The organism is Bacillus sp. PAMC28748, assembly GCF_014250415.1.
Taxonomy (GTDB): Bacteria; Bacillota; Bacilli; order Bacillales; family Bacillaceae; genus Bacillus; species Bacillus licheniformis.
The window spans coordinates 4008466-4035133 of record NZ_CP060192.1; the positions used below are offsets into that span (position 1 = coordinate 4008466).

Genomic DNA, 26668 nt, shown 5'->3' on the forward strand with positions numbered 1-26668 from the left:
CCTCCTAATTCATCACCCTGCGCACGGAGTAAATATCTTTGATCTGCTTAATCCGTTCAACTACTTTATGCAAATGGTTAATATTTTGAATGAAGATCGCCATATGGATCGTCGCCACTTTATTGCGGTCCGATTTACCTGAAACAGATGAAATATTTGTTTTTGTCTCATTAACTGCCTGTAGAACTTCATTAAGAAGACCGCGGCGGTCATAGCCGAGAATCTCAATTTCGACGTTATATTCTTTTCTCCGCTGGGTCTGCGGTTCATGCTCCCATTCTACTTGAATGAGCCGGTCGAGCGCTTCATTTGTTAAAACATTCGGGCAGTCCTCGCGATGGACGGATACGCCCCTGCCTTTTGTAATGAATCCGACGATCGGATCTCCCGGAACAGGGTTGCAGCATTTTGACAGCCTGATCAAAAGGTTGTCAACGCCTTTGACGCGAACACCCGCTTCGCGTTTCTTCCCTTGGTAAGGTTTCACTTCAGGCGTTACGTCCTGAACGCTTTTCACCTGTTCTTCCTGATCTCTGATCTTCCGTTCTTTTTCCGTAAGGCGGTTTGCAACTTGAGCGGCTGTAATGCCGTTATAGCCGACAGCGGCATACATGTCTTCTTCATTGGCAAAGTTGAATTTGTCGGCGACATTCTGCAGATTCTCGGCTGTTAAGACGTCCTTCACTTCAAAGTCCAGGTTTTTAATTTCTTTTTCAACCAGTTCTCTGCCTTTTTCGACATTTTCCTCTCTGCGCTGCTTTTTAAAGAACTGACGGATTTTATGCTTCGCTTGAGATGTCTGCGCAAGGTTGATCCAGTCCTGACTCGGACCGTACGAATGCTTGGACGTCAGAATTTCTACGATATCCCCTGTGCGCAGCTTGTAATCAAGGGTGACCATTTTGCCGTTTACTTTGGCCCCGATCGTTTTATTGCCTATTTCTGAATGGATTCGGTACGAAAAGTCGATCGGCACGGATCCTGACGGCAATTCGATGACGTCCCCTTTCGGCGTAAAAACGAATACCATGTCGGAAAACAAATCGATTTTAAGAGATTCCATAAATTCTTCGGCATCGCTCGACTCATTTTGAAATTCCAAAATTTCGCGGAACCAGGAAAGCTTTTTATCAAAGCTTGAATCTTCATTGGCATTTTTGCCTTCTTTGTAAGCCCAGTGGGCAGCGATTCCGTACTCCGCAATTTCATGCATTTCAAACGTCCTGATCTGGACTTCCAGCGGATCGCCCTTCGGACCGATGACCGTGGTGTGGAGCGATTGGTACATGTTCGGCTTCGGCATTGCGATATAGTCTTTAAATCTGCCCGGCATCGGCTTCCAGCACGTATGAATGATGCCTAAAACCGCGTAGCAGTCCTTGATGCTGTTGACGAGGATCCGGACTGCGAGCAAGTCGTAAATTTCGTTGAATTGCTTGTTTTGCATCGCCATTTTTCTGTAGATGCTGTAAATATGCTTCGGCCGGCCGGAAAAGTCCGCTTTAATATTGACCTCTTCGACGCGGCTTTTCACTTCGTTTACGACCTCTTCGACGTACAATTCCCTTTCGGCCCGCTTTTTCTTCATCAAATTGACGATCCGGTAATATTGCTGCGGATTTAAATACCGTAAAGCGGTATCCTCAAGCTCCCACTTTATTTTTGAAATCCCAAGGCGATGAGCCAGCGGAGCAAATATTTCAAGCGTCTCATTTGAAATTCTGCGCTGCTTTTCCTGCGGCAGATGCTTCAGGGTTCTCATGTTGTGAAGGCGGTCCGCCAGCTTGATCAAAATGACGCGGATGTCCTGAGCCATAGCCACAAACATTTTCCGATGATTTTCTGCCTGCTGTTCTTCCTGTGATTTATATTTAATTTTCCCAAGCTTCGTGACGCCGTCGACAAGCATCGCAACTTCTTCGTTGAATGCTTCCTTTAAATCTTCAAGCGTTACGCTCGTATCTTCCACCACATCATGGAGAAATCCTCCCGCTATTGTGGCGGGGTCCATTTCTAAATCGACGAGGATTCCCGCGACCTGGATCGGATGGATAATATACGGCTCGCCCGATTTGCGGTATTGTTCGCGATGTGCGTCTTCCGCGTACTGATAAGCCTTTTTTATAAAAGCAACATGTTCATCGGAAAGGTAACTTTTCGCCTTCTCAATGACTTGCTCAGCGGTTAATACTTGTTCGTTCGCCATGGAATCACCTTTTTTATAATTGAAAACTGTATTGTAATTATTATCAAGAAAAATGTCACAGATGTAAAGAGAAGAAATTCAAAAGGGCTTTTGCCGGCCCCGGAATACTTTTATGAATAGGAAAAAAAGCACCCGCTTTTTATGAGTGCTTTTTATAGTATAAAATTTGTTTAGTATTGCATCAAGGTTAAAATATCATATCCGTCCAGTTTATTTCTTCCTTCAAGATATGTCAGTTCGATCAGGAAAGCGATTCCGGCCACGACGCCGCCGAGCTCTTCAACAAGCTTGATCGTTGCTTCAATCGTCCCGCCGGTTGCAAGCAGGTCGTCAGTGATCAAGACGCGCTGCCCCGGTTTAATGGCATCTTTATGGATGGTCAGGACATCTTTTCCATATTCCAATCCGTAGTCGACTTTGATGACTTCGCGCGGCAGTTTGCCTTCTTTGCGGACAGGCGCAAACCCTACCCCAAGCGCATATGCGACAGGGCAGCCGATGATAAATCCTCTCGCTTCAGGTCCCACGACGAGATCGATCTCTTTTTCCTTCGCATACGTTACAATTTGATCTGTCGCGTAGCGATAGACGTCGCCTTTGTCCATCAATGTTGTAATATCTTTAAATTGTACGCCTTCCTTCGGGTAATCCGGCACAATTGTCACATACTTCTTCAAATCCATCTGTCTTCATGTCCTCCTCATACTTTATAAGCGCCGGCTTTTTCCGCCATCCGCTTATCCAGCCACTGTTTAAGCTCATCCGCCGAAGAATAAATGAGCTTTTGCTCCAATTCAATCAGGCGCTGTTTTTCCCGGTAGGTTTCAGAATCTGTTAAATCGCGCTTTTCGGCATGATAAACAACAGATAAAACACCATTCTCTATTGTAACAAAACCGAGCTCAAAAAACACCTTTGTCATAAAATCAATTGTGTCTTTTGTCCAGCCTTTATGTCTGGCAAGCTCTCCGCCGTATTTCGGCAAGTCAAAAGAACCTCTTTTCAGGAGGAAAGCATAGTACCATTTAAAATATTCCCTTGTTGGGAATGTTGAGAAAAAATGTTCGTCTGATTGATAAAAAATCAGATAAATGCGCTCCAGCTTTTTGCCGTTTATTACATGATCAAAGATGTCGAGCGACTGCGGAATATCTATAAATACCGCATAACGGCTCTCAAGGTCGAGCCGCTCTGCATCTTCAGGGCCGCTGATGACGGTCAGCTCTTCTTCAAGGCCTGTCCCTGCCAGCTTTGCTTTTGTTTCCTCGCGGAAGCAGATGCACGCCCGTTTCGCAGGGTCCAGCTTCAATATTTTTTCTTCCCATGACCGTTTTCCCCGCAGATCAAACAGCTGCCATTCATTGACGGCCGCATCTTTGATCATCAGCTGCGGTTTTTTTCTGTTATTCCATTCGTTAATCGACAGTTCCCCGACAATCGAGATCTTTGCTCCAGGAACGATTCCTTCTTCGATATCGCCTTTATAAAATCCGATGCAATCGAGCTTGTTCCCGTCGTCTGCAAGCACAAGCTTCAAATGATTCTTGTTGGCGCCGATTTTTCTGGCGTCATCAATTTTTACGTCGCTGACAAGAACGAACGGCTTCGGGTTTCCCGTGCCGAACGGCGCCAGCAAGTTCATTTCGGCAATGCTGTCAACCGATATATCTTCGAGCCGGCAGCACAAATCGACGTCTTGGACGGGGATAAAATCTGCCTCGGTCAGAACCGCTTCAGCCTGACGGTTGATTCTCTCCCTCAGAGCCGAAACGTCTTCCAGGTTGAGCGTCATTCCGGCTGCCATCGGGTGGCCGCCGAAGTGCGGGAGAATATCCCGGCACTCGGAAAGGTTTTGAAATAAATCAAATCCTTTGATGCTGCGCGCAGATCCTTTGGCAATTCCTTTTTCTTCATCGACGCCAAGGACGATGGCGGGCCTGTAAAACCGCTCGACAAGCTTTGAAGCCACGATTCCCACGACGCCAGGATTCCAGCCCGGCCGCGCTACGACGATCACAGGCTGGTCAAGGCCTTCCTCCTCGATCATCTGAACGGCTTCCTCTGTCATCTGATTGACGATTTTTTGGCGCTCCTTGTTCAAGGCGTTGATGTCCTCAGCAAGCTCTTCCGCTTCTCTTTCGTCTTCTGTGTTCAGGAGGTAAACGGCCGGGTCAGCCTGTTCAATTCTGCCGACCGCGTTTAAGCGGGGCGCGATTTGAAAACCGATGGTCTCTTCATCCGCGTTATGTATCTCCGCTCCGGCAATTTTCGCCAGCGCTTTTAATCCTGGACGCTTCGTTTTCCTGAACTGTTCCATGCCGCGCTTGGCTATCTGCCTGTTTTCATCATGAAGCGGCACAAGATCGGCAATCGTACCGATCGCACAAAGGTCGAGCAAATCTTCCGGAAGCTCTCCGTTCAAGGCATGGGCAAGCTTAAATGCCACACCGACGCCGGCAAGCTCTTTAAATGGATAGCCGCAGCCCGGCTGTTTCGGATGAATGATCGCATAAGCATCCGGCAAAACGGGACCCGGCTCATGGTGATCCGTAATGATCAGGTCGATGCCGAGCTCTTTAGCGACTTCAGCTTCATGAACGCCGGCAATGCCTGTGTCAACTGTAATGATCAATGAATAGCCTGATTCTTTGATCCCGCGAAAGGCCGCTTCATTCGGACCGTACCCTTCTTTAAAGCGGTCAGGTATATAAAAATCGGCTTGTGCTGAACATTTTTTCAACATTTGCAAAAGGACAGTCGTGCTTGTCACACCGTCCGCATCATAATCGCCGTAAATCATAATCTTTTCTTGATCTGAAATTGCCTGTTTGATTCGCCGTACAGCTTTTTCCATATCTTTCAGCAGATAAGGATCGTGAAAACGTGCATCATTGCCATATAAAAATGAAGATGCTTTGTCGGCTGTATCGTAACCTCTCATGACAAGCAATGAGGCGGCAAGGGGAGTAATGCCTAACCTTCCGGCGAGCTGCTCCACCTTTTCTTTGTCGGGCGTTTGCACGTCCCAACGCATTTTTGACGCTAACATAAATTCACCCCTCAACCACACTATTATACTAGAGCGGCATGAGGGGATTCAATTTATTTCGTACAATCTTTCTAGTCTTTCTGATTTTCGGGCGCCGCCGGTTCGGCTTCGAGTTCAGGATGCTTTGCCCGTTCTTCTTTCTTGAGCGTCTTGAGCTCTTTTTTCAGCCGCATGATCTGGAAAGCGCCGGCCGAGCCGATGATAAGCGCCCCCATCAATACCGACACCAAAATCACCAGGATCAAAGGCCATTCTGCTGTACCAAAAAGAAAATCAACCTTCACCGGTTCAACATTAATGACCGCGAAAACAGCAACAATTAATGTAAAAATAAGTGCAGCAATTAACGTCCATTGTTTGTTCATGAGATACTCTCTCCATTCGCGTCGTTTTCTAGCGTTATTTTCCCGCTCTGCTCCAATTTTAAACAAAAAGAAGATCGATAGAAAGCCGCCAAAACAACTTTTTTTCTATTCAAATCAAAAAAAGACCGCCCGGCAGTGCGGGCAGTCCATTATTTATTCTTCTGCAGGCTTGCGCTTCGGCTTTTTCAGTTCGCGCCCTTTCCAGACAAGCCATAGTTGAGCTGCGATGTAGAGTGATGAATATACTCCGCTCAAAAGTCCGACCAACAGCGCAACAGAGAAGTTCGAAATCGATGCAGCGCCGAAGATGAGAAGTGCAATGACGACAATGACGACAGTCAGCACCGTATTAATCGAACGCGTGAACGTCTGCTGCAAGCTCAAATTCACAATATGCGACAAGTCGCTGAAGGTTTTCGGTTTGCGCTTTTTCATATGCTCCCTGATCCTGTCAAACGTTACAATTGTATCATTTATCGAATAGCCGATGATCGTCAGCACGGCAGCAATGAAAGTAACATCAACCTCAAGCCTTGTCAGGCTGAAGACGGCAATGATGAAAAACGCGTCATACAGCAATGAAGTAATAGCCGCAATCGCCATCTTGTATTCAAAGCGGATCGAGACATACAAAATGAGCCCGATTGACGCGATGATCACCGCATAAAGCGCATTTCTCGCCAGCTCCTTGCCGACGGTAGGCGATACGGTGCTGACATTTGGTTCGCTTCCGTATTTGTCTTTAAAATAATCTTTCACTTCAGCGATCTTTTTCTGATTCGGCACGCCGACAAACCTGGCGACGCCATGATCATTTTTTTCGCCTGAAAGAACGATCGAGTCAGGATCAAGCCCGACTTGTTCAAAGTCCTTTTCGAGCTGCTGGGTTGTCAGCTTATGATCGCTTTGAACTTCGATTCTCGATCCGCTTGAGAAATCGATGCCGAGGTTCAGCTTAAACACAAGCAAGACGATAAGACCAGCGGCCAGAAGAACGCCCGAAAATGCAAAGAACCATTTGCGCTTCCCGACGAAATCCCATTTGGAAAACGGGTTCGGAGGCTCCGTATTTTCGTCTGTCTTTCTGATATCCAAAATGTCTTTTTTGCGCACCCCAAACCAGCCTTTTTTCCGGTCAAGCCAGCGGCTTTCGACCAGCAGGCCGAGCAGGAAGCGCGACAGGAAGACAGCTGTAATAAAGCTTGTCAAAATGGATAGGATCAGCATGGTCGCGAAGCCTTTGACAGAGCTTGTACCAAATATGAAAAGCACGATTCCGGCAAGCATCGTCGTAATATTGGCATCAAAAATCGTTGCAAACGATCTTCTGTTTCCTGCTTTAAAAGCCGAACGGACCGATTTGCCGAGCTTCAGCTCTTCTTTTATGCGTTCATACGTAATGATGTTGGCGTCAACCGCCATCCCGACGCCCAATATAAGAGCCGCGATCCCCGGAAGGGTCAGAACCGCATTCATCCAGTCGAATATCTGCAGTGTAATGTAGATGTAGACCGAAAGCGTAATGACCGCAATAAAACCAGGCAAGCGATAGTAAAGAAGCATAAATAAGAAAATAATAGCAATACCAATGATTCCCGCAAACACGGTATCATTCAAAGCCTGCTCCCCAAACTGCGCTCCGACGGATGTCGAATACTTTTCAACGAGTTTGACAGGAAGAGCTCCCGCATTTAAAATGCTCGCCATGTCTTTTGCTTCCTGAATCGTAAAGTTGCCTTCAATCATCACGTCTGACGTATTCAGCACCTGGCTGACATTCGGAGCGGAAATGTATTTATGATCCGCTTTTTGCGATTCCTTTTTAAAAGAGTCGCCTTTTTTGTAATCAAGCCAGATGACGAGCTGGTTGTTCGGCTTCATATCGAGCACTTTCTTCGTCACTTCGCCGAATTTATCGGCATCCTTCAGCTTGATCGTCACGATCGGCTCATTCGTATCCTGCTTGAACGACTGTTTGGCGCCGTTTTCGACAAGATCCGCACCGTTCAAAAGCTCTTTGTCATTCGTATCCCTGAACGTAAGTTGAGCCTGTGTCGATAAGATTTCCCGCGCCCTGTTCTGGTTGTCGACGCCGGCAAGCTGAACCCTGATCCGGTTGTTTCCTTCAATTTGAATGTTCGGCTCGCTGACGCCTAATACATTCGCCCGGCGGTTCAGCGCTTCAACCGTGCTGATGAGGGCATCCCTGTCAATTTTGTCGCCCTGTTTGGCAGGCTGGACTTCATACAGAACCTCAAAACCGCCCTGAAGATCAAGGCCGAGGCTGATGTTGTCTGCAGCCGGCTTCGTGAACATTCCCAGTCCTGTACCGATCAAGAGAACGGTAAGGAAAAACGCAATCAAGCGTCCTTTTTTCATTATGTATTTCCTCCTTAAATCAACCAAAATCAACGGCTACCTCAGCAGCTCATCGAGCATATCCTGCCCTTCTTTGCTGTCGAGTAAATTAGACGTTTTAAACGATTCTACGGTTGCATAGTTCATAAATTCGCCAATTTTCACAGATAAAATGTCACCGGCCAGCTGGTGAATTTGAACATCCTTCCGGTTCTTCCATTTCTTATTCAATAAGTATGACCACAATTCCTCTATTTCAATATCGTCATAACCGAGTATTCTAAACTCTTCCGTCTTGCTGCGAAGAAAGGGTTTTAAATGATCCTTGTACAGATCAGCCGGATGTTTGCCCATGCCAAAGCCACGCTCCTTTCACATTTTTTCAGAGAGACTTGTCATGCTTGGACGATGTATGCGCATATCTTATTGTATATGATTAAAGGTTGTTTGAGAAGGCAGGGGACTCTAGAAATGACGAAGCAGACGTTTTTAAAAGGAACGCTCATTTTAATAGCGGCGGGTTTGATTACGAGAATGCTCGGCTTTATCAACCGGATTGTCATCGCAAGGTTCATCGGTGGTGAAGGCGTCGGGCTTTACATGATGGCGGCCCCGACTTTTTTTCTGGCCGTCACCCTCACCCAGTTCGGCCTCCCGGTCGCCATCAGCAAGCTGGTCGCTGAAGCGGAAGCGCGCCGAGACCATAGGAAGACAAAACAGATTTTAGTGATGTCTCTTGCGATCACCGGGACGCTCAGCGCCATCATCACTCCGGTGTTTCTCATTTACGCCCCGCTGATGGCCGATACGCTGCTCACAGACAAAAGAACGCTTTATCCGCTTTTGGCGGTTACGCCGGTCGTGCCGATCATTGCCGTTTCCAGCGTGCTGAGGGGCTATTTTCAAGGGAAGCAAAATATGCGGCCGCTTGCCGTGTCCCAGGTTCTCGAACAAATTGTCCGGATATCGCTCGTCGCCGTCTGCACGACAGCATTCCTTCCGCTCGGCATCGAGTATGCAGCAGCGGGCGCCATGCTGTCTTCCGTGTTTGGCGAATTGGCTTCACTCCTTTATTTGTTCGTCGCCTTTAAATACAAAAAGAAAATCCGCATCAGAAAACGTTTTTTCCAATCGCTTAAAGCGGGGCGAACGACTTTTTTCGAGCTGATGAGCGTCTCGCTCCCAACGACGGGCAGCCGTTTTATCGGGAACCTGTCATGGTTTTTTGAGCCGATTGTCGTAGCGCAAAGCCTTGCGATAGCAGGGGTCGCCGCTTCCGCCGCAACGAGCCAGTACGGGGAGTTGACCGGCTTTGCCCTGACGCTTCTCACCCTCCCGAGCTTTATCACATATTCGCTGTCTACCGCGCTCGTTCCCGCCATCAGCGAAGGAATCGAGCAGAAAAAAATGCAGGTTGTGGAATACAGGCTTGAGCAGGCGATGAGGCTTTGCCTATTAAGCGGCGGAATATCAGCGGTCATTTTATTTTCGTATGCTGATGAGCTGGTCAGCGTGATGTACGGGTCGTCAAATGCCGCCATTTACGTCAAAATCATGGCTCCATTCTTTTTGTTCTACTATTTCCAAGGCCCCCTGCAGGCCGTCCTGCAGGCTTTAAACCTGGCCGGCGCGGCAATGATGAACAGCTTGGTCGGCGCCGTTGTGAAAACCGGTCTCATTTTTGTTCTCGCTTCACGGCCTTCGCTTGGCATTATGGGGGCTGCGCTTGCGATCTTGACGGGAATCATCCTTGTCACTTTGCTGCACGCTGCAACCGTCAGCAAAGTGCTTCCCATCAGCATTAACCTGAAAGAATATATCGTATCCTTCGGCGTCATTTTGATATCAGGGTGGGGCAGCCTTCTGATGAAAGAACACCTTTTTTTAGCCCAGTCCGAGCCGATGCGCCTGCTTTTATGTATCGCGGTTACAAGCTGTCTCTACGTTTTCCTTCTGATTGCCTTCAAGCTGGTCAAAAAGGAAGAAATCCAGCGGTTTCCGCTGTTCGGCCGCTGGATTTCATAGCTTTCTTTTTAAGGCTTGAATTCATCCTTTATGTCAATAAAAAAAGAACCTTTATTGTAAGTGCAATAAGAAATTTTGGAAAGATCGCGGTGTCCTCTTTTTTCAAGCTTTTGCTCAAGCCACTCTTGATCCTTCCCGATCTTTTCCAATTCTTCTTTCTGAACAACTCCGTCAACAATCAACGGCAGTTCGATCATTTTGTTCGGCCCGTCTTTTGTAAACACTGAAAGCTTCCCGGTCGGCTCCAAAATCGCATATGAAACATCCCCGATTCGTTCCACATTCTTATCTCTCAGCTGCGTCATCAAATCATCGTAATTATAGCGCTGTGTCCTCATGGCGTGTTCATCAATTTTTCCGCGGTCTATGATAATCGTCGGTTTTCCATCGAGAAGCCGGCGGATTTTTTGATTTTTCAATGACAGATATGCAAATATAACCTGGATCAGCGTCAAAACGAGAATCGGGATGATCGTATGGAGAAGGTGGTCATCGAGATTTTCAATAGCCAAAACCGCGATTTCGGCCATCATGATAAAAACGACAAGATCCAGTATGCTCAGCTCGCCTATTTCCCTCTTCCCCATCAAGCGAAACAAAATAAAGATGATGAAATACAAAACGATCGTCCGAAACGTAAGAGCTAAGATTTCATCCATTACGGCCCGCCTCCTTCCGCCTATCATGATCATAAACATAGCCTTTGTTAATTTGAGTCTTTTATGTATAAAAGGTCGGGGGAGCTAGTCTATTTGCGAAACATGCAGAATACATTTAAAAAGACGAGCCCGTCTATTTTGAAAGGAGGATCGTGATGAACGAACCAAAACAAGTCGGCAAAGGGATTTTATACAGCTTGGTGGTCATTTTCGCTTTGATGTTTGCAGGAAGCCTGCTTATTTCGCTGCTCCTTACCTTCACATCATTAACCGAAAGTTCATTCAGCTGGTTGATTACCGCCATATCTTTTATTACCTTGTTCATCGGCGGTTTTATTGCGGGAGGAAAATCGAAGGAAAAGGGGTGGCTGAGCGGAGGGTTGACAGCGCTTTGCTTCTCCCTTACGGTGCTTTTGTTTCAATATCTCGGCTTTGGAGAGGCCTTCAATTTGAAGCAGCTCCTCTATCATTCCGGCTTTTTGGGAGTCAGCATGCTGGGCGGGGTTTTCGGGGTCAATCTGCAGGGGAGCCGTGCATAAAGGCAGCAAAAAGGGAGCGGATGTCCGCTCCCTTTTCCCAGTGCCCGCAGGCTTCTTTCGTCATTCGCAGCTTCCTAAAACAATAAGGAACGGCGCTTATAGCGCGCGGACGTCCCCGTCCGAACAGCGCCGCCGTCACGTCGTGTGAAAGCCCGATTTCCGATGTTTATGTATCTTTCGGCTATTCTGCTGACGCCTCTCTGATTGCGCGGCGGTCGAATGTCAGACGGGTATTGTCGCCTGTTTTGATGACAACCTTGCTTTCGTCAATTGAATCCACGATGCCGTGCAGGCCGCCGATCGTTACGACCTTATCCCCTTTTTTCAGCTCCTCCTGCATCTGGCGGACAGCCTTCTGCTGCTTTTGCTGCGGACGGATCAAAAGGAAATAAAGAACCGCAAACATTAAAATAATCGGAAGTAATGTTCCAAGCATCTCCATTATTTTTTCACCCCTTTCAAATGGCTTTATCGCTTTCTTCGTTTATGTGTCAGAAACTTTTAGCATTTGGTTTATTAAAACCGTAGCGCTCAAAAAACTCTTCCCGGAAATCACCTAAACGATCTTCACGAATGGCATCTCTCACTTGCCCCATTAATTTTAACAGAAAATAAAGATTATGATAAGAAGTTAAACGAATTCCAAACGTTTCGTTGCAGCGGATTAAATGTCTGATATAAGCGCGCGAGTAATTGCGGCACGTATAGCAGTCGCACTGCTCATCAATCGGCCTGAAATCTCTTTCATATTTTGCATTTTTGACGACGAGGCGCCCTTCGCTCGTCATGAGCGTACCGTTTCTCGCTATCCTTGTCGGCAGCACGCAATCGAACATATCCACTCCGCGGATGGCTCCGTCAATCAGTGAGTCCGGTGAACCGACACCCATTAAGTAGCGCGGTTTATCCGCTGGAAGCAGCGGAGTTGTAAACTCCAGCACACGGTTCATCACGTCTTTTGGCTCTCCGACGGATAGTCCACCTATAGCATATCCCGGGAAATCCAATGAAATCAAGTCTTTCGCACTTTGTTTTCTCAAATTTTCGTACTCGCCGCCTTGAACGATTCCGAAAAGCCCCTGCTCGTCAGGGCGATTGTGAGCTTTCAGGCACCTTTCCGCCCAGCGGCTCGTGCGTTCAACAGACTTCTTCATATAATCGTACTCTGCCGGGTATGGCGGGCATTCGTCAAACGCCATCATAATATCCGAGCCGAGGGCGTTTTGGATTTCCATCGCTTTTTCAGGAGATAAAAACAGCTTGTCTCCGTTTAAATGATTGCGGAAATGAACGCCTTCCTCTTCGATTTTGCGGAACTCGCTCAGGGAAAACACCTGAAAGCCGCCTGAATCCGTCAAGATGGCGCGGTTCCAATTCATAAACTGATGAAGCCCCCCCGCCTCTTTGACGATGTCATGGCCCGGTCTCAGCCAAAGGTGGTACGTATTGCTTAAAATAATGCCTGCACCCATTTCTTTCAGCTCTTCCGGCGACATCGTTTTAACGGTGGCGAGCGTTCCTACGGGCATAAACACCGGCGTTTCAAAAGAGCCGTGCGGGGTGTGCACTCTCCCCAGCCTTGCTCCTGTTTGTTTACATGCTTTTATGAACTCATAGCGTATCGGTTGCTGCGACAAATTATGAGCCCTCCAATCTTTTTGAATTTTATTTGATCAACATGGCGTCTCCAAAGCTGAAGAAGCGGTATTCGTGTTCCACTGCGGTCCGGTAGGCGGAAAGCACATGCTCTCTGCCTGCGAGCGCGCTGACAAGCATAATGAGGGACGATTTCGGAAGATGAAAATTGGTAATCATCCCGTCTATTGCCCGGAATGTGTAGCCGGGATAGATAAAAATCGATGTCCAGCCGCTCGCTTCCCGGAAGCGGCCGTCATGCTCGGAAGCGATTGTCTCAAGCGTTCTCGTCGATGTCGTGCCGACGGAAATGATCCTTCCGCCTTCCTGTCTGACGCGGTTTAACAATGCTGCCGTTTCTTCCGACATTTCATAAAACTCGGCATGCATGTCGTGTTCCTCTACATTTTCCGCACTGACAGGCCGGAATGTCCCAAGACCGACATGAAGGGTGATAAACGCAATATGCACGCCTTTTTCCCTGAGCGCATCGAGAATCTCTTCCGTAAAATGCAGCCCGGCCGTCGGCGCAGCCGCCGATCCTTGTTTCTTTGAGTAAACCGTCTGATAGCGCTCCCTGTCATCGAGCTGTTCTTTAATATAAGGAGGCAGAGGCATTTCACCGAGCGACTCGAGCACCTCGTAAAAAATCCCTTCATAGCGGAATTCAATTTTTCTGCCGCCGTGCTCGAGCTCTTCTGTGCAGACCGCCGTTAGACGGCCGTCACCGAACGAAAGAACAGTTCCGCGCTTGACCCGCTTTGCGGGCTTGACAAGCGTTTCCCAGACGTCCCCTTCCTCCTGTTTTAACAGAAGAACTTCAACCTTTGCTCCCGTCTCTTCCTTGACTCCGTACAAGCGGGCCGGCAGCACCCTCGTATCGTTCAGAACGATGCAATCGCCCGCGTTCAGAAAATCAATCACGTGCTTAAACGTGCTGTGAGTGATCTCCCCTGTTTTTTTATCCAGCACCATCAGCCTGGACGCATCCCGCTCTTTTAAAGGAACCTGTGCGATGAGGCGTTCAGGCAAGTCAAAATCGAATAATTCTACTTTCATCTTTTTTCACCTTACTCTATCTATAGACTTGAATATCGCATCATTTCATTCGTCCGAAGAATGAAAACACGACGGACAGAATGATGCTGATGACAATGCATGTAACAACCGGAAAGAAAAACGTCACGTTTCCCTTTTTCACAAAAATGTCGCCGGGAAGCCTGCCGATGACTTGCATGAATAAACCGATGCCAAAAATGACGGCGCCCAGCACCATTAAAATCTTTGGAAATTCAGTCATGGTTCGGAACCTCCATTTTAAAGTGGCTGTAAACATCAGGGGTTACGATGCGCCCCCGCGGCGTTCTTTGAATAAAACCGATTTGAAGAAGATACGGCTCATACACATCCTCAATCGTGTGAGACTCCTCACCGATAGTAGCCGAAATCGTATCGATGCCGACGGGGCCGCCGCCAAATTTTTCGATCATGCCCATCAAAAGCTTGCGGTCGATATGGTCAAGCCCGAGTTTATCAACCTGGAGGCGTTCAAGCGCATCAACCGCCACTTCCTCTGTGATGGAGCTGTTTCCAAGCACCTGGGCAAAATCCCTGACCCTCCTTAAAAGCCTGTTGGCAATCCGCGGCGTCCCTCTTGACCGTCTCGCGATTTCGAGAGCCGAGAGCGAATCGATGTCGACTTCAAACAGCTCTGCCGTTCTGATCACGATCTCTGAAAGCTCATCACGCGTGTAATACTCAAGCCTCGACAGAACGCCGAACCTGTCCCTGAGAGGCGCGGTTAAAAGCCCAACCCTTGTGGTCGCGCCGACGAGGGTAAAAGGAGGAAGATCGAGCCTCACAGAACGTGCCGACGGTCCTTTGCCGATCACGATATCAAGGCAGAAATCTTCCATCGCAGGATACAGCACCTCTTCGATCGAACGGTGCAGGCGGTGGATCTCGTCTATAAATAAAACGTCACCTGGCTCCAGAGCCGTTAATATCGCCGCCAAATCACCGGGGCGCTCGATCGCCGGACCTGACGTCGTTCTGAGATTGACTCCCATTTCGTTGGCGATGATCGCGGCGAGCGTCGTTTTTCCCAATCCCGGCGGCCCGTACAATAAGACATGGTCAAGGGTTTCCTCCCGCATTTTCGCAGCTTCGATGAAAACCTTGAGGTTATCTTTCACTTTTTCCTGGCCGATATACTGAGCAAGTCTTTGCGGACGCAGACTTTGCTCAATCGCTGATTCATGGTTGTCTAGTTCACTTGATACAAGCCGCTCATCCATGATATCACCTTACTTTAACAATTTTTGCAATGCTTTTTTAACGTATTGATCTGTCGAAAGCGCCTCTTCCTTTTTCAAATGAGGCTGGACTTTTTTAATTTCCCGATCGGAATAGCCGAGCGCCCTCAATGCTTCAAGCGCTTCCTCAAGAGCCGTTGCCGCTTCATGAATTTGCTCCCGCTCTTCATGGTTAAACAGATCGGCAGCGATTTCAGGAACGGCATCCGCAAGCTTCCCTTTCAGGTCAAGGATGATCTGCCTTGCCGTTTTTTTGCCTACGCCGGGAAATTTGACGAGAAATGCTTCGTCCTCATTCTCGATCGCTTCAATCACCGCTCCCGGATCGCCGGAAGCGAGGATCGCAAGCGCTCCTTTTGGGCCGATCCCCGTAACATTCAGCATTTTCGTAAACAGCATTTTTTCTTCCCTTGTCGAAAAGCCGTACAGCGCATTCGTGTCTTCTCTTACATAATGGTATGTATAGATTGTTTCTTTGCTGTTTTTCTTATAAATAAACGGATTTGGCGTGAAGATCTGATAGCCGATCCCGCCGTTTTCAATGACAATATATTGGGGCGATACATAATCAATCGTCCCTTTTACGAATTCGATCAACGTTCATTCACCTCTTTGACTGCTCTTCATTGTAACACAAAACAGGCAAAGCTAGAATGAAAAAGTTAACATATGTTCGCTAAAAAAGCTTCTGTCTGCAGCTGAAAAAAGACATAACAGCGTCATGTCTTCATATCTTCTACATGATGTTGGCTTCCGGATGATTTTACGGCTTCAATGACATGTTCAAATTCCTTTTTCGTGCGGTATGGTATCCCTTTGCGCAGATCATCCGCCATCCGGCTTTCCAGCCGCTTTATATCAATCTGAAAAAACGATTGAATGGGTTCTGATAAGATGCCCGGGCGACCGTGAAAAGTCGAAATCACGCCATCTTCAGTCACTCCGATATAACCGTTTGTTTTGCTGAGGGGAGAAATGTCGTCCACCTGTTTGCGAAACAGAATAAACCCCTTTTTCTGATCGATGAGCTGCCACCCTTTATAAGCAGCTTTAAAGTCTTCCAGTGTGCGAGCGGCCTCTACTTTATTCTCAATTCCAACGTCTCCGTCCAGATAAACCTTTTCAAGCTGGATTTGAACTTTAGCCGGCTTTTCGGCCAAGGCCTCCAGGTGAAAGCTGAGCGCGGCCAGCAGACTTCCAATAAGCAATAAACCGATTTTGAACTTGCTTCGGCTGTACATCAATATCACCTTCTTTTTTGCCTTAACGATCATATCCTTAGTTTGACCAACGCTTTTAAAAATTAATCTAAAAAAGCAAGCGATCTCTTTTTAGATGACAACCGGTTTACGAATGTTACATTTTCAAACCAATATGAAGAACTCAAAAGCATTTAAGGTGCAAAACAGCCCATTCTCATGTATAAACAACATTATAGAGAGTTTTTCGTTTGACCAGCCCTTAAAAAGAAGGTGAGCTCAGCGTGAAAAAGGCGCATACCTATGCAGAAGCCGTAAAGTATGATACGAAAAAAAAGTTCAACAAGCTTATCCAAAAACCCGATGACTTGGAATTGATCGGGAAAGGCAGGAGCGCATACGTTTTTAAGCTGACTGAAGAGGGCGGCAGGGAAATGGCTCTTAAAGTCTTTTTTCCTGAATTTAAGAACATCGCCGCAAGGGAAGCGGAGATTTACAAAAAGCTTTCTGATTCGAATTATTATCCTGATATATATGAAACAGGGCCATCATATATTTTAATGGAGTATATTAAAGGATATACTTTTTATGAGTGTTTAAACAAAGGCATTCGGATCGATGATGACATGATCTGCGAGGTCGACCGCGCATTGAACGATGCGAGGCGGAAAGGATTGAATCCATCCGATATCCACCTCCGAAACCTGATACTGACGCCGTCTGGAACAATCAAAGTCATCGATGTCGCCAGATTTTTGCAGACGAAAGAATGCAGGCAGTGGGATGACTTAAAAACAGCCTATCAAACCCTTTACAAAAAAAGCCGTTTCCCGCAGAGGCTTCCTAAGATGTGGATGGAATTGATCGCTTATCTTTATAAAAAAAGCTGGCTTCAAAAACAATGGGCCTCCAGAAAAAACAAATTTCACCCGTAATCTGAAACTTATAGGAAGCATGCTCGTATATGAAATAACCCCATTACCGTCAAGAAAGGAGAAACATTCGTTGAAGAAAAAAAATAAACGTAATGATGACAAATGGGATTATCTTTATCTCGTCGATTTGCTTGAGCCATTGTTTTATGTGCTGAGGCTGGCAGTAAGAGGACTTGCGAAAATTATAAATTAAACACTCGGTCTTTCGGGTGTTTTTTTGATGGCTGTGTGGCAGGCAAATCCAAAACAAAACCCCTTCCTCAGAAGGGGTTTCTTTTTAATGTTCTTTCAAATTTGCGAGCGGCACTTCCTGCTCGTTCTCCGGCTGGCCGAGCGGAAAGATTCTTGCGGTTTCATTTTGTTCGTCGACACGCTGAATATAAATCGGCCTGCCGTTATAAGTAACATCAACCATATCGGGTGATTCGACGATTTCCTGGGCACGCTGCGTATTCACCTGACACCCTCCTTTAGCTTTTACTCATAATGTGTACTCCCGGGTGCTTTCGTATTCCTTTTTAACCGGTTTTCTTTCAAGGAGGGCTCTCAGGATCAATGAATCTTTACATACAAAGGCAGATCCGTGTGTCCCATTTCACGGACATAAACAAACAGATTGCCTTTGTGGTGAATTTCGTGTCCGATCGCGAGCTGCAGTAGCTGTTCGCCGGCTACTTTTCGTCCGAAGACGCCGGTCAAATCGACTTCACGATCCAATTCTTCATCCGTAAAGGATTCAAGCAGCGTTTTTGTTTTTTCTGTATACGTTTTGGCAAGCTCGCTCAAGCTTGTCCCTGTTTCTTCGGGCTTCTTTTTAAAAGGCTCTCCGTTCCCTTCCTTTGCCGCCGAAGCAAAGGTATAGAAAGATTGCAGCATATGCGTGACAAGTTCCTTTGCTGGCATCGACGTTTCAGTCGGTTTGTAATCGAGATGTTTTTCATCAATTTTTTGAATGAGTTCTTCTGTCACAAGGCGGTGGGACATAAATTCCTGAACGATGCGGTCTTTCCGTTCCATTCTTTTATTCCTCCTTCATGTTTTAGCAGTTCATACACAGAATAACATGAGTTTCCATTTTCAGCATCTGTCCTGCAGCACCTTGCGGACCGCCTTGACATATTTTCGGAATGTTCTCGTTTTTGTCTCTTCCCTCTCTTTATAGGAAAAGTCTTCGAAAAACTCTTTCCTCTGAGCCGTGCTGATTTCAAGCTGCACGCTCATTCCTGTCTGGCTTTCATTATTGATGTTTTCCTCAGCAGTTCCGGCAAATTTCCCGTCCACTTTGACCAATTCTGCGGAAAAGTCAGACTTTTTCAGAGATTTGACGATGGCTTTTGCCAGCTTTCTGTCCGTTCCTCCCACAAGCGTGTGCGGACGGTCGCCCGAATAGCCGTGGAATGCGATGGTATAGCGGTGTTCTTTTATTTTCTGCAATGCCAGAGGCTCGTCAAAGTTTGTGCTGGTAATATGAAGATCGGAGTTGTTCTCATCCTTTTTTCCTTCGAATAAATAAGTTGAATAATCATCATTAAAAGCTCGGACAAGCTCGCTCACTCCGCCTTCTATTCTTCCTCCATGGGGCGAAAAGATTAAACAGTCGCTTCCCGCTTTTTCGTGATAATCAATGTCATAGCCGCTTTTTTCGTTTTCCTGCAATTCCTTGAAGTTCTTGTATTTGTCCCCGGCCTGGATCTGATAGCTTTCCCGGGTTGTTTTTTCGGACCACCTGTATACACCATTTATCATCACTGCTGCGATCACCAAGTAGATGAGTACTTTTTTCTTCATTGGTTATTCCCCTTTTACACTACCTTTCGATTTATAGGCATGTCCTCCATGCCTCATTGTATATTTGGCTTTTTTGTGACACATTTATTTTACGCTTTAGACATGACGCGTTCAATTATGAATAAGTTTGATAAAAAATAAAAATTTAAATATTTTTATTAAAACAATACTTTTTCTTTAGTTTAAAAGATCGATAAATTTTAAGAAGAAAATCTCATAAGAATGGGCTCCTCTGGTTGCAGGTTTTTCCCAAAAGCCCATCCAGCTTGAGAATGAAGCATTCTATCAGGAACGGGGTATACGGTTTGATAAAAGTGAGAATCATCTGCGGCCGCCACCGGCAGATGTTATATTTTCTTTTCTCCCCCGTTCTGTTATCCTATAACCGACAATAAAAGTGCAGGTGATAAAACATGGAAACAGAATATGAAACAAAAGGCTACGACCTGACAAAAGTTTATGATTACAATCAATATTTGGATGTCCGCCACGGACGGTGCGACAATTGCGATTACACCCTTTTTAAAAGCTCTGTGAAAAACGGGCAGTTTTTGCGCGAATGCCGGCGCTGCGGGATGAAAAAAAGCATTTGACCGTTACAGCAAAATTTTCGTATGTATAAAAAAAACTTGTCGACAAGGCTGAATGCAGCTTTGCCGACAATATTATCATGCTGTCCAATATTTAAGCGTCTTTTTGATCTTTGCTTGTGACGATGCCTTGGATCGATTCACCGATCTTTCCGCTGAGATCGGCATTCAGATTGTTGAGATTTTGAATGTATTCGCTGATAATATTTTGGATCGCTTGATTCAGTTCCGCATTCTCGCTTTTTGTGAAGTCAGCCTCTCTCAGATCGATGCCGCTGTTTTTCTGTACCAGCTCATAGATGGATTCGCCAAATCCGGTGATAAGGCTGCCGACTCTCTCGATGATTTGAGCGGTTTCCTGATCTTGCGCACCGGCGCCCATAGCCGTGAAAGGCTTCTCATTTCCTTGCTGTTCAGCCATTTATAGATCCTCCTCTCATAGATGACAGATTCCTTCACAATATATGATCAAAAATCAAATCATGTTTCCGCTGGAGCTTGATACGGCTGCTAAATGGTTTGATGAAGCATAAAAGGACACCGCTAATCTTGAGCGGCGCCCTTTTCTTTAATGAACGTTCGTATACACTTCCTGCACATCGTCATCATCTTCAAGCACGTCAATGAGCTTTTCGACTTTTTCCTGAAGCGCTTCATCGACTTCTGCATAGGTTTGCGGAACCATTGTAATTTCGGATGTTGCCAGCTTGTAGCCGCGCTCCTCCAAGCTTTTCTTCACTTCTTCAAACTGTTCGGGCTCTGTATAAATCTCGAACAGCTCTTCGCTCGTTTCAAGCTCCTCAGCACCGGCATCAATGACCTCAAGCATAAACTCTTCTTCATCTATCTCAAGATCTTCACGTTCGATTGCAATATATCCTTTCCGGTCGAACATATAAGAAACGCATCCTGTTTCTCCCAAGCTGCCGCCGTTTTTGCTGAAAGCGGTTCTGACGCTTGTCGCCGTCCGGTTTTTATTATCTGTCAAACATTTGACCATGACAGCCACACCGCTTGGTCCGTAGCCCTCATACGTAATTTCCTCATAGCTTTTTCCATCCTGGCTGCCGGAAGCTTTTTTGATGGCGCGGTCGATGTTGTCATTTGGCATGTTTGCATTTTTGGCTTTATCGATGACGAGACGCAGACTTGCGTTAGATTCGGGATCTGGTCCCCCTTCTTTCGCGGCTACATATATTTCTTTGGCAAGCTTCATGAAAATTTTGCCGCGTTTAGCATCTTGGGCATTTTTTCGTCTCTGAATATTTTTCCATTTAGAATGGCCAGCCATAACTTTCTACCTCCAAAATAATTCTCGTCTCTATGTACACTTTATACGGTTTTCCCCGTTTTTGTAAAGGAATCGGCCGAGCGCTTATAAAAAATTGCCGGGGAATCCCCGGCAATTCCCTGCTTGTTATTGGTTCCGCAAGCGGTTCAAATTGTTATTCGTCGTGTCTCCGCGATCCCTAATGTTCTGAGGATCATCGTTCATTTCGCGCAGCCTTGTAAATGCGCCGTCGTCCTCGACAACTTGAACGGTCCGGTCTCCGGCAAATGTTTTGGCTGCTTTTCTAATTTGAGTTCTCTCGTTATTTGTCAGCCTTTTATCAGACCGTACGGCGATGATGACCGTTTCATTCGTTACGACTGCCTGGCTTTCGTCAACATAATTCAATTTGTTGACGCGCCCAGTGATATTCCTTGAGATTTTACGGTTTTCCGGTCTGTCATAGCCTGTATCCGCCGTATTCACCAAATGGTTGTGATAATTCATGTCTCCCCGGCTGTAAGTTCCATCGCCTGTTGGAACGGGATTGCCGTTGCCCGCTCGATTGTTTACGTTTGTTGCACCGTTTCTCCCGTTCATGTTTTCAAGCATTTCTGTAACAGGACCGTCATTATCAAGACCTGCATTACGATCTGCATCATTTGAATAATATCCGATCGGGCGCGTATTGTTTCCATTATCTATAGCGTCGTTCGTTCCGCATGCAGATAGACCTGCTGTCAAAAGCAAAATCCCCGAAAACACTTTCAGCTTGCTGTCCAATGGTAGTACCCCCCGTGAAAACCGCTGAATTTGAGCATTGCGCTCTTTTTTAGGATGTGCGGGATGCGAAGAGTTACCCTTGACAGTTATAGACATTCCCGTTAAATAGCATGAAAATGTTTATAGCGGTCCACAATAAAAAAGGAACGATAGATCATCGTCCCATTCCGAATCAGTCTTCATCATCTTCCGGTCTGTTAAACATCTGTCCCCCTGCAGGCTGCTGTCCGTATCCCCCCATACCGTACGGAGCTCCCATTTGCGGCATCTGTCCATATGGCGCCGCACCTGGAAAACCTCCCGGGAATTGGCCCGGCCCGCACTCGCAGTCATCTTCTTTGCCGTGTGCCATATTAGGGTCCCCGGCGTGACCGACGTTTGGCGGTGCAAATCCCGGGAACGGCTGGTAAGGCGCATATGCCGGGGCAGTCATCGGCTGATGATGGTATCCGTGATGACCGGCATTGTCATGCCCCATGTTGTCATCATCGTCATATTCAGCAGGAGATACATAGCTAGGCTGATGCATATAAGGCATTTGAGCAGGATATGGATACCAAGGATGGCAAAATCCCGATCCAGGCAGCACCGGTGAAACAGGAATCCAGCAGCCTCCAGGATAGAACGGATAAGGATATGGATGGTGATGATATCCCGCTGCAGCTACATTCGGCATGCCGTGAAACTGCTTATTTTCATCACCTGCTGCACCGACATTTGGCGGCTGCGGAACATTCGGATAATTGACATTTTCCATATGGTTTTCCTCCTCATTTGTCCATGGATTATACATGTTGGGGCCTTTCTCTTGATGTTCATAAGGTTTTGGAGGTACGTACGGCTGATGAAGCTGATTGACGCTTTGATACAAATTCGAAATGTCGCCTTCAGGCAAACTTGATTGTCCGATGTTCGGGACAGGCGGAACATAAGGAACCGAAGGCTTTTCTTTCGGTTTTATATCTTCAACATCAAGCTTGCTTTTCGGCTTTTCTTTTGCAAATGGATGTTCCTGCTGTTTTTTCGGTAATTCCTTTCGCATATTGAGCTGTTCTTCTTTTTTGACCGGCACTCCCCCTGACGGTACTTTGATTTTCATGCCCGGCATGATCAAGTCTGGATTGCTCAGCTGCGAATTCAGCTTTTTCAGTTCTTCAAAGTCCACTTCATATCTTTCCGCGATTTTTTCCAGAGAATCGCCCTTTTGGACAATATGAATTTTCAACGTTTTCCCCTCCTATGCAAAAACGTGAACGAACAGATGAGAATAACAAATATGCTTCTCCACAAATTTATGCGCATAGCGGAGGGGTTATGATAAAAACTTGTTCTCCAAAAAGTTAACGGATCGTTAACATCCGATTCAGCGCAAGAATGGCATCTTTTGCAATATCTTGATCCACTTTGATCACGCCTGTCGGTTCACCTTTGTCGATCTGCTCCAGCGACCACAGCAAATGCGGCATGTCGATTCTGTTCATTGTCAAACAAGAACACATATCAGGGTTAAGGGATTCGATTTGTTTATCAGGATGTTCTTGAATGATGCGTGAAACAAGGTTCATCTCTGTTCCAATCGCCCATTTGCTCCCCGGTTTTGCTTCATTAATGGAGTCGATGATTTTTTTTGTAGATCCGCTGAAATCGCTGAGCGCAACGACTTCGTGGGTGCATTCCGGATGAACGATAACATTGATGTCCGGATCCCGCTCTTTAACACTTTTGATATTCGCCACGGTAAATTTTTCGTGAACTGAACAATGCCCCTTCCACAAAATGATTATTATGTCTTTCATATCGCCGTTATACTCAAGTTTTTCTGCAATTGGATCCCATACCGCCATCCTGCTTAGAGGAATGCCGAGGTCAAATGCCGTGTTGCGTCCCAAGTGCTGATCCGGAAGAAATAAAATCCTCTCCTTTTGCGATAGCGCCCATGTCAACATGCGCGCCGCATTTGAGGATGTCACGGACGCTCCTCCGTTTCTTCCCACAAAAGCCTTAATTTCAGCTGTCGAATTGACATATGTGAGCGGAATGACCGTATCGCCAAACAGCTTCGTCAGCTCTTCCCAGGCGCGATTTGTCTGCCGCATATTGGCCATATCGGCCATCGAACAGCCTGCGCGCATGTCCGGCAAAACGACAATCTGTTCGTCCGAAGTGAGCATATCGGCTGTTTCCGCCATAAAATGTACGCCGCAGAACACGATATATTCCGCTTTTTTATTTTTTTGGGCGACCTGTGCCAGCTGGAGCGAATCGCCCGTCGCGTCCGCAAATTGAATCACTTCGTCTTTTTGGTAGTGATGCCCCGGGATAAACAGCCTTGCTCCGAATTTCTTTTTGATTTTCAAAATCCTTCCGGCCATTTCTTCCTCAGTCAATTCTTTATACACCTCCGGCATCATGCCGGCGTTCCTGTCATGAATCACTTTTAAAATAGACATCTGTACCCTCTCCAATCCCGCTTATTTTTTCAGATCAACATTCATGCTGATATCAAGGCTTTTCGCCGAATGAGTCAAGTAGCCCAATGAAATACAGTGCACCCCTGTTCCCCTGTAAGCGGGGAGATTTTCAAATGAAATTCCGCCTGAAGCCTCCGTTATAATGCCGGCAGGTGTCATTTCAGCAAATGCTTTCACCGTCTCGGGCGGGCAATTGTCGAACATAATGATATCGGCGCCGGCCTCAATCGCTTCATGAAGCTCTTGTTCAGATTCGATCTCCACTTCGATCTTGACCATATGGCCGCACGCTGACCGCGCTTTTTCAACCGCTTTTGAAATCGAGCCGCAGGCGGCAATATGGTTGTCTTTAATCATGATGCCGCCGTCCAATCCAAAGCGGTGATTGCTGCCCCCGCCGGTTTTGACCGCGTATTTTTCAAGGATGCGCAGGCCCGGGGTCGTCTTTCTCGTATCGCAAATCGCGATATTCGGATCATTCAGCCTGATAATGGACTGCTTTGTTAATGTGGCGATCCCGGACATTCTTTGAATGAGATTCAGCACAACCCGTTCACCGGTCATGAGGGAAGCTGCACGGCCTTTGAGTCGCGCGATCGTTTCCCCTTTACGAACCGCTTCGCCATCTGTTTTCAGCATGTGGACGGCGATCGTTTCATCAAGCAGCCGAAAGCCTTCCAGAATCACTAATTCTCCTGCAAACAAGCCGTCATCCTTCGCTGTGATGACAGCTTCGCATTGATGATTGTCATCAAAAACGGCTTCTGAAGTGAGATCCCCCCGGCCGATATCTTCCTTGAAAAATTCCTTAAGCATGTTCCTAAGTATGAACCGCTGCATATTTCACAATCCCTTCGTTTTGTCTGATCTTGATCCCGCCTTTTGTGTGAACGATTTGCTTGCCGTGCCAGTTTTTATCATCAGGCGCCGGACAATCCGAACGGTAATGGCCGCCCCTGCTTTCTGTACGAAGCAGTGCCGAGGCCGTCATCTGTTTGGCAGTCTGCCATAAATGAGCTAGCTCGAGCTGTTCTATTGTGATTTCTTTCACATTTACGATTTGAACCGGCATTCGCTCAAGCCATTCTTTCACCTTCGTCAATTCATCCTCCGTCCGCACGATCGCCGCATAATCTGTCATTTGTTTCTGAATATCCTTCACATCTGTCAAAGGAACAGAATACGTCACATTCTCAGGCTGAGGAGATTGGCCTCTGACAGGCTCCGGTTTTTGGCAGGCTTGAATCCGCTCCGCCGCTCTCCTTCCGAAGACGATGCATTCCAAGAGAGAATTGCTTGCCAGACGGTTGGCACCGTGAAAGCCGGTGCAAGCGGCTTCCCCGATCACAAAAAGGTTTGGAACAGCCGTTTCTCCCCATTTATTCACAGAAACGCCCCCCATTAAAAAATGCATGCCCGGTGAAACCGGAATCCGGCCCTCTTCAATGGAAATACCGGCTTTTTCGCAAAGAGAAGAAATCGTAGGGAAGCGGCTTTTAAAGTCTGATATGCGGGAAATATCTAAAAATACGCTGCTTCCGCAGGCAAGCTTTTGGTGTATCGCCCGAGATACAACGTCCCGCGGCGCTAAATCCAGCAAAGAATGTATGCCTTCCATCACCCGCTGTCCGTTTTCATCAATCAACACAGCACCTTCTCCGCGCACAGCTTCTGAAACAAGTCCGTGCGCGCGCCCGTCTTTGACAAGCAATGTAGGATGAAATTGAACGAATTCCAAGTCTGCGAGCTCTGCTCCTGCCCGATACGCCAAAGAAATCGCATCGCTTGTCACAGAACGGTTATTCGTGTTGATTTGAAATAGATTTCCGCAGCCTCCTGCCGCCAGCACGACAAAATCGGCTTTTCTGAGAAACGTCTTCCCACGGCTGTCTTTCGTCCAGACGCCACAGCAGCGTCCGTCTTCAATCCATAAATCCGCCGCCGTTTCGTATTCTTTCAGCACGACGTGCGGACCGAGCCGTCCGATTAAGTGCCGGATCAACTCCTGTCCTGTTGCGTCTCCCCCGGCATGCAAAATTCTGTTCACCGAATGCGCGCCTTCTTTTCCGAGGCTCAGCTTTCCTGATTCGTCAGTATCAAAAGGGAAATGCTGAAGGATCAGCTCATCAACAAGGCGCTGTCCGTCTTTAATGGCATCATGGACCGCTTCGATTTGATTGTGGCCGCACCCGGCATACAACGTGTCGTCCGCATGAAGCGACCAGGAATCGCGAGGCAATACAGCAGATGCAATTCCTCCCTGAGCGAGGGTTGAATTGCTGTCTTTTACAGATGCTTTTGTCATCACAACCACTTCATAAGACGGCGGAATGGATGCAGCAAAAGACAACGCTGCGGCACCTGCTCCGACAACAATAATCGTCTGATGAGACATGTCGACTCCTCCTGTAAGTTTACATGTGTCTTGACACCTATATTTACACATCGATAAAATAAACTCAAGTATTTTTTATAAAGAAT

Annotated in this window: 28 protein-coding genes; 4 read left to right on the plus strand and 24 right to left on the minus strand. The window is 46.9% G+C overall.

Annotated features, from left to right (window positions below; translation table 11 throughout):
* Window positions 1–4: 4 nt before the first annotated feature.
* From H7F26_RS20740 to H7F26_RS20765, 6 genes are all read right to left on the minus strand, one after another.
* Window positions 5–2206 (minus strand): RelA/SpoT family protein, encoded by a 2202-nt coding sequence (locus H7F26_RS20740; RefSeq protein WP_061565974.1) that lies wholly within the window; start codon window positions 2204–2206, stop codon window positions 5–7.
* Between the two features lie 170 nt (window positions 2207–2376).
* Window positions 2377–2889 (minus strand): adenine phosphoribosyltransferase, encoded by a 513-nt coding sequence (locus H7F26_RS20745; protein ID WP_003183964.1) that lies wholly within the window; start codon window positions 2887–2889, stop codon window positions 2377–2379.
* Between the two features lie 17 nt (window positions 2890–2906).
* Window positions 2907–5255 (minus strand): single-stranded-DNA-specific exonuclease RecJ, encoded by a 2349-nt coding sequence (gene recJ, locus H7F26_RS20750; RefSeq protein WP_003183965.1) that lies wholly within the window; start codon window positions 5253–5255, stop codon window positions 2907–2909.
* 71 nt (window positions 5256–5326) lie between these two features.
* On the minus strand, window positions 5327–5620 hold the full coding sequence (locus tag H7F26_RS20755) for a LapA family protein (RefSeq protein ID WP_003183967.1): 294 nt from the start codon (window positions 5618–5620) through the stop codon (window positions 5327–5329).
* 153 nt (window positions 5621–5773) lie between these two features.
* The gene (gene secDF / locus H7F26_RS20760; protein WP_003183969.1) at window positions 5774–7999 is read right to left on the minus strand and encodes a protein translocase subunit SecDF; all 2226 of its coding nucleotides are present in this window, start codon (window positions 7997–7999) and stop codon (window positions 5774–5776) included.
* Window positions 8000–8035: 36 nt separating this feature from the next.
* Complete coding sequence (locus H7F26_RS20765) at window positions 8036–8332, minus strand: post-transcriptional regulator (protein ID WP_003183971.1); 297 nt, start codon at window positions 8330–8332, stop codon at window positions 8036–8038.
* Window positions 8333–8449: 117 nt separating this feature from the next.
* On the opposite strand from H7F26_RS20765, the gene spoVB reads away from it, so the two are divergent.
* On the plus strand, window positions 8450–10003 hold the full coding sequence (gene spoVB, locus H7F26_RS20770; RefSeq protein WP_009327771.1) for a stage V sporulation protein B: 1554 nt from the start codon (window positions 8450–8452) through the stop codon (window positions 10001–10003).
* An 8-nt stretch (window positions 10004–10011) separates the two neighbouring features.
* Here the strand turns inward: spoVB and H7F26_RS20775 are convergent, their stop codons facing one another.
* Window positions 10012–10662 (minus strand): DUF421 domain-containing protein, encoded by a 651-nt coding sequence (locus tag H7F26_RS20775; RefSeq protein ID WP_003183974.1) that lies wholly within the window; start codon window positions 10660–10662, stop codon window positions 10012–10014.
* A gap of 155 nt (window positions 10663–10817) precedes the next feature.
* On the opposite strand from H7F26_RS20775, the gene H7F26_RS20780 reads away from it, so the two are divergent.
* Window positions 10818–11201, plus strand: a complete 384-nt coding sequence (locus tag H7F26_RS20780; protein WP_003183976.1) for a TIGR04086 family membrane protein — start codon at window positions 10818–10820, stop codon at window positions 11199–11201.
* Window positions 11202–11382: 181 nt separating this feature from the next.
* Here the strand turns inward: H7F26_RS20780 and yajC are convergent, their stop codons facing one another.
* The 7 genes from yajC to H7F26_RS20815 all read right to left on the minus strand — a co-directional run bounded on the left by yajC (window position 11383) and on the right by H7F26_RS20815 (window position 16392).
* A complete protein-coding gene (gene yajC, locus H7F26_RS20785; RefSeq protein WP_085959518.1) occupies window positions 11383–11646 on the minus strand; it encodes a preprotein translocase subunit YajC in 264 nt (87 codons plus the stop codon).
* A 46-nt stretch (window positions 11647–11692) separates the two neighbouring features.
* Window positions 11693–12838 carry a tRNA guanosine(34) transglycosylase Tgt gene (gene tgt, locus H7F26_RS20790; RefSeq protein ID WP_003183980.1) on the minus strand — a complete coding sequence of 382 codons (1146 nt, stop codon included), beginning with the start codon at window positions 12836–12838 and terminating at the stop codon, window positions 11693–11695.
* A gap of 28 nt (window positions 12839–12866) precedes the next feature.
* On the minus strand, window positions 12867–13895 hold the full coding sequence (gene queA, locus H7F26_RS20795) for a tRNA preQ1(34) S-adenosylmethionine ribosyltransferase-isomerase QueA (RefSeq protein ID WP_003183982.1): 1029 nt from the start codon (window positions 13893–13895) through the stop codon (window positions 12867–12869).
* Between the two features lie 40 nt (window positions 13896–13935).
* On the minus strand, window positions 13936–14136 hold the full coding sequence (locus H7F26_RS20800) for a DUF2905 domain-containing protein (protein WP_003183984.1): 201 nt from the start codon (window positions 14134–14136) through the stop codon (window positions 13936–13938).
* Entirely contained in the window at window positions 14129–15133 is a 1005-nt protein-coding gene (ruvB, locus tag H7F26_RS20805; protein WP_003183985.1) for a Holliday junction branch migration DNA helicase RuvB, read from the minus strand. Before ruvB ends, H7F26_RS20800 begins: the two co-directional genes overlap by 8 nt.
* A 9-nt stretch (window positions 15134–15142) precedes the next feature.
* Complete coding sequence (gene ruvA, locus H7F26_RS20810) at window positions 15143–15748, minus strand: Holliday junction branch migration protein RuvA (RefSeq protein ID WP_003183986.1); 606 nt, start codon at window positions 15746–15748, stop codon at window positions 15143–15145.
* 122 nt (window positions 15749–15870) lie between these two features.
* Window positions 15871–16392, minus strand: coding sequence for an intercompartmental signaling factor BofC (locus tag H7F26_RS20815; protein WP_003183987.1), 522 nt, complete (start codon window positions 16390–16392; stop codon window positions 15871–15873).
* A 242-nt stretch (window positions 16393–16634) separates the two neighbouring features.
* On the opposite strand from H7F26_RS20815, the gene H7F26_RS20820 reads away from it, so the two are divergent.
* Window positions 16635–17285 carry a protein kinase family protein gene (locus H7F26_RS20820; RefSeq protein ID WP_003183988.1) on the plus strand — a complete coding sequence of 217 codons (651 nt, stop codon included), beginning with the start codon at window positions 16635–16637 and terminating at the stop codon, window positions 17283–17285.
* Between the two features lie 277 nt (window positions 17286–17562).
* On the opposite strand, the gene H7F26_RS20825 is transcribed toward H7F26_RS20820, so the two are convergent.
* The 3 genes from H7F26_RS20825 to H7F26_RS20835 form a co-directional block, all read right to left on the minus strand.
* Window positions 17563–17742, minus strand: coding sequence for a small acid-soluble spore protein H (locus H7F26_RS20825; RefSeq protein WP_003183990.1), 180 nt, complete (start codon window positions 17740–17742; stop codon window positions 17563–17565).
* 95 nt (window positions 17743–17837) lie between these two features.
* Window positions 17838–18302 carry a DinB family protein gene (locus H7F26_RS20830; RefSeq protein ID WP_003183991.1) on the minus strand — a complete coding sequence of 155 codons (465 nt, stop codon included), beginning with the start codon at window positions 18300–18302 and terminating at the stop codon, window positions 17838–17840.
* A gap of 60 nt (window positions 18303–18362) precedes the next feature.
* A complete protein-coding gene (locus H7F26_RS20835) occupies window positions 18363–19073 on the minus strand; it encodes a poly-gamma-glutamate hydrolase family protein (protein ID WP_003183992.1) in 711 nt (236 codons plus the stop codon).
* 413 nt (window positions 19074–19486) lie between these two features.
* On the opposite strand from H7F26_RS20835, the gene H7F26_RS20840 reads away from it, so the two are divergent.
* Entirely contained in the window at window positions 19487–19666 is a 180-nt protein-coding gene (locus H7F26_RS20840) for a DUF8096 family protein (RefSeq protein ID WP_025808021.1), read from the plus strand.
* 91 nt (window positions 19667–19757) lie between these two features.
* Here the strand turns inward: H7F26_RS20840 and H7F26_RS20845 are convergent, their stop codons facing one another.
* From H7F26_RS20845 to nadB, 7 genes are all read right to left on the minus strand, one after another.
* Window positions 19758–20084, minus strand: a complete 327-nt coding sequence (locus H7F26_RS20845; protein ID WP_003183994.1) for a hypothetical protein — start codon at window positions 20082–20084, stop codon at window positions 19758–19760.
* 147 nt (window positions 20085–20231) lie between these two features.
* Complete coding sequence (locus tag H7F26_RS20850; protein WP_003183995.1) at window positions 20232–20954, minus strand: YebC/PmpR family DNA-binding transcriptional regulator; 723 nt, start codon at window positions 20952–20954, stop codon at window positions 20232–20234.
* A gap of 126 nt (window positions 20955–21080) precedes the next feature.
* Complete coding sequence (locus tag H7F26_RS20855; RefSeq protein WP_009327770.1) at window positions 21081–21716, minus strand: YhcN/YlaJ family sporulation lipoprotein; 636 nt, start codon at window positions 21714–21716, stop codon at window positions 21081–21083.
* A 172-nt stretch (window positions 21717–21888) separates the two neighbouring features.
* A complete protein-coding gene (gene safA, locus H7F26_RS20860) occupies window positions 21889–22941 on the minus strand; it encodes a SafA/ExsA family spore coat assembly protein (RefSeq protein WP_185855202.1) in 1053 nt (350 codons plus the stop codon).
* A gap of 115 nt (window positions 22942–23056) precedes the next feature.
* The gene (nadA, locus tag H7F26_RS20865) at window positions 23057–24166 is read right to left on the minus strand and encodes a quinolinate synthase NadA (protein WP_016885542.1); all 1110 of its coding nucleotides are present in this window, start codon (window positions 24164–24166) and stop codon (window positions 23057–23059) included.
* A gap of 21 nt (window positions 24167–24187) precedes the next feature.
* Window positions 24188–25027 carry a carboxylating nicotinate-nucleotide diphosphorylase gene (gene nadC / locus H7F26_RS20870; protein WP_009327769.1) on the minus strand — a complete coding sequence of 280 codons (840 nt, stop codon included), beginning with the start codon at window positions 25025–25027 and terminating at the stop codon, window positions 24188–24190.
* Complete coding sequence (gene nadB / locus H7F26_RS20875) at window positions 25008–26582, minus strand: L-aspartate oxidase (protein WP_003184010.1); 1575 nt, start codon at window positions 26580–26582, stop codon at window positions 25008–25010. The genes nadC and nadB overlap by 20 nt, the downstream gene beginning before the upstream one ends.
* Between the last annotated feature and the right edge of the window lie 86 nt (window positions 26583–26668).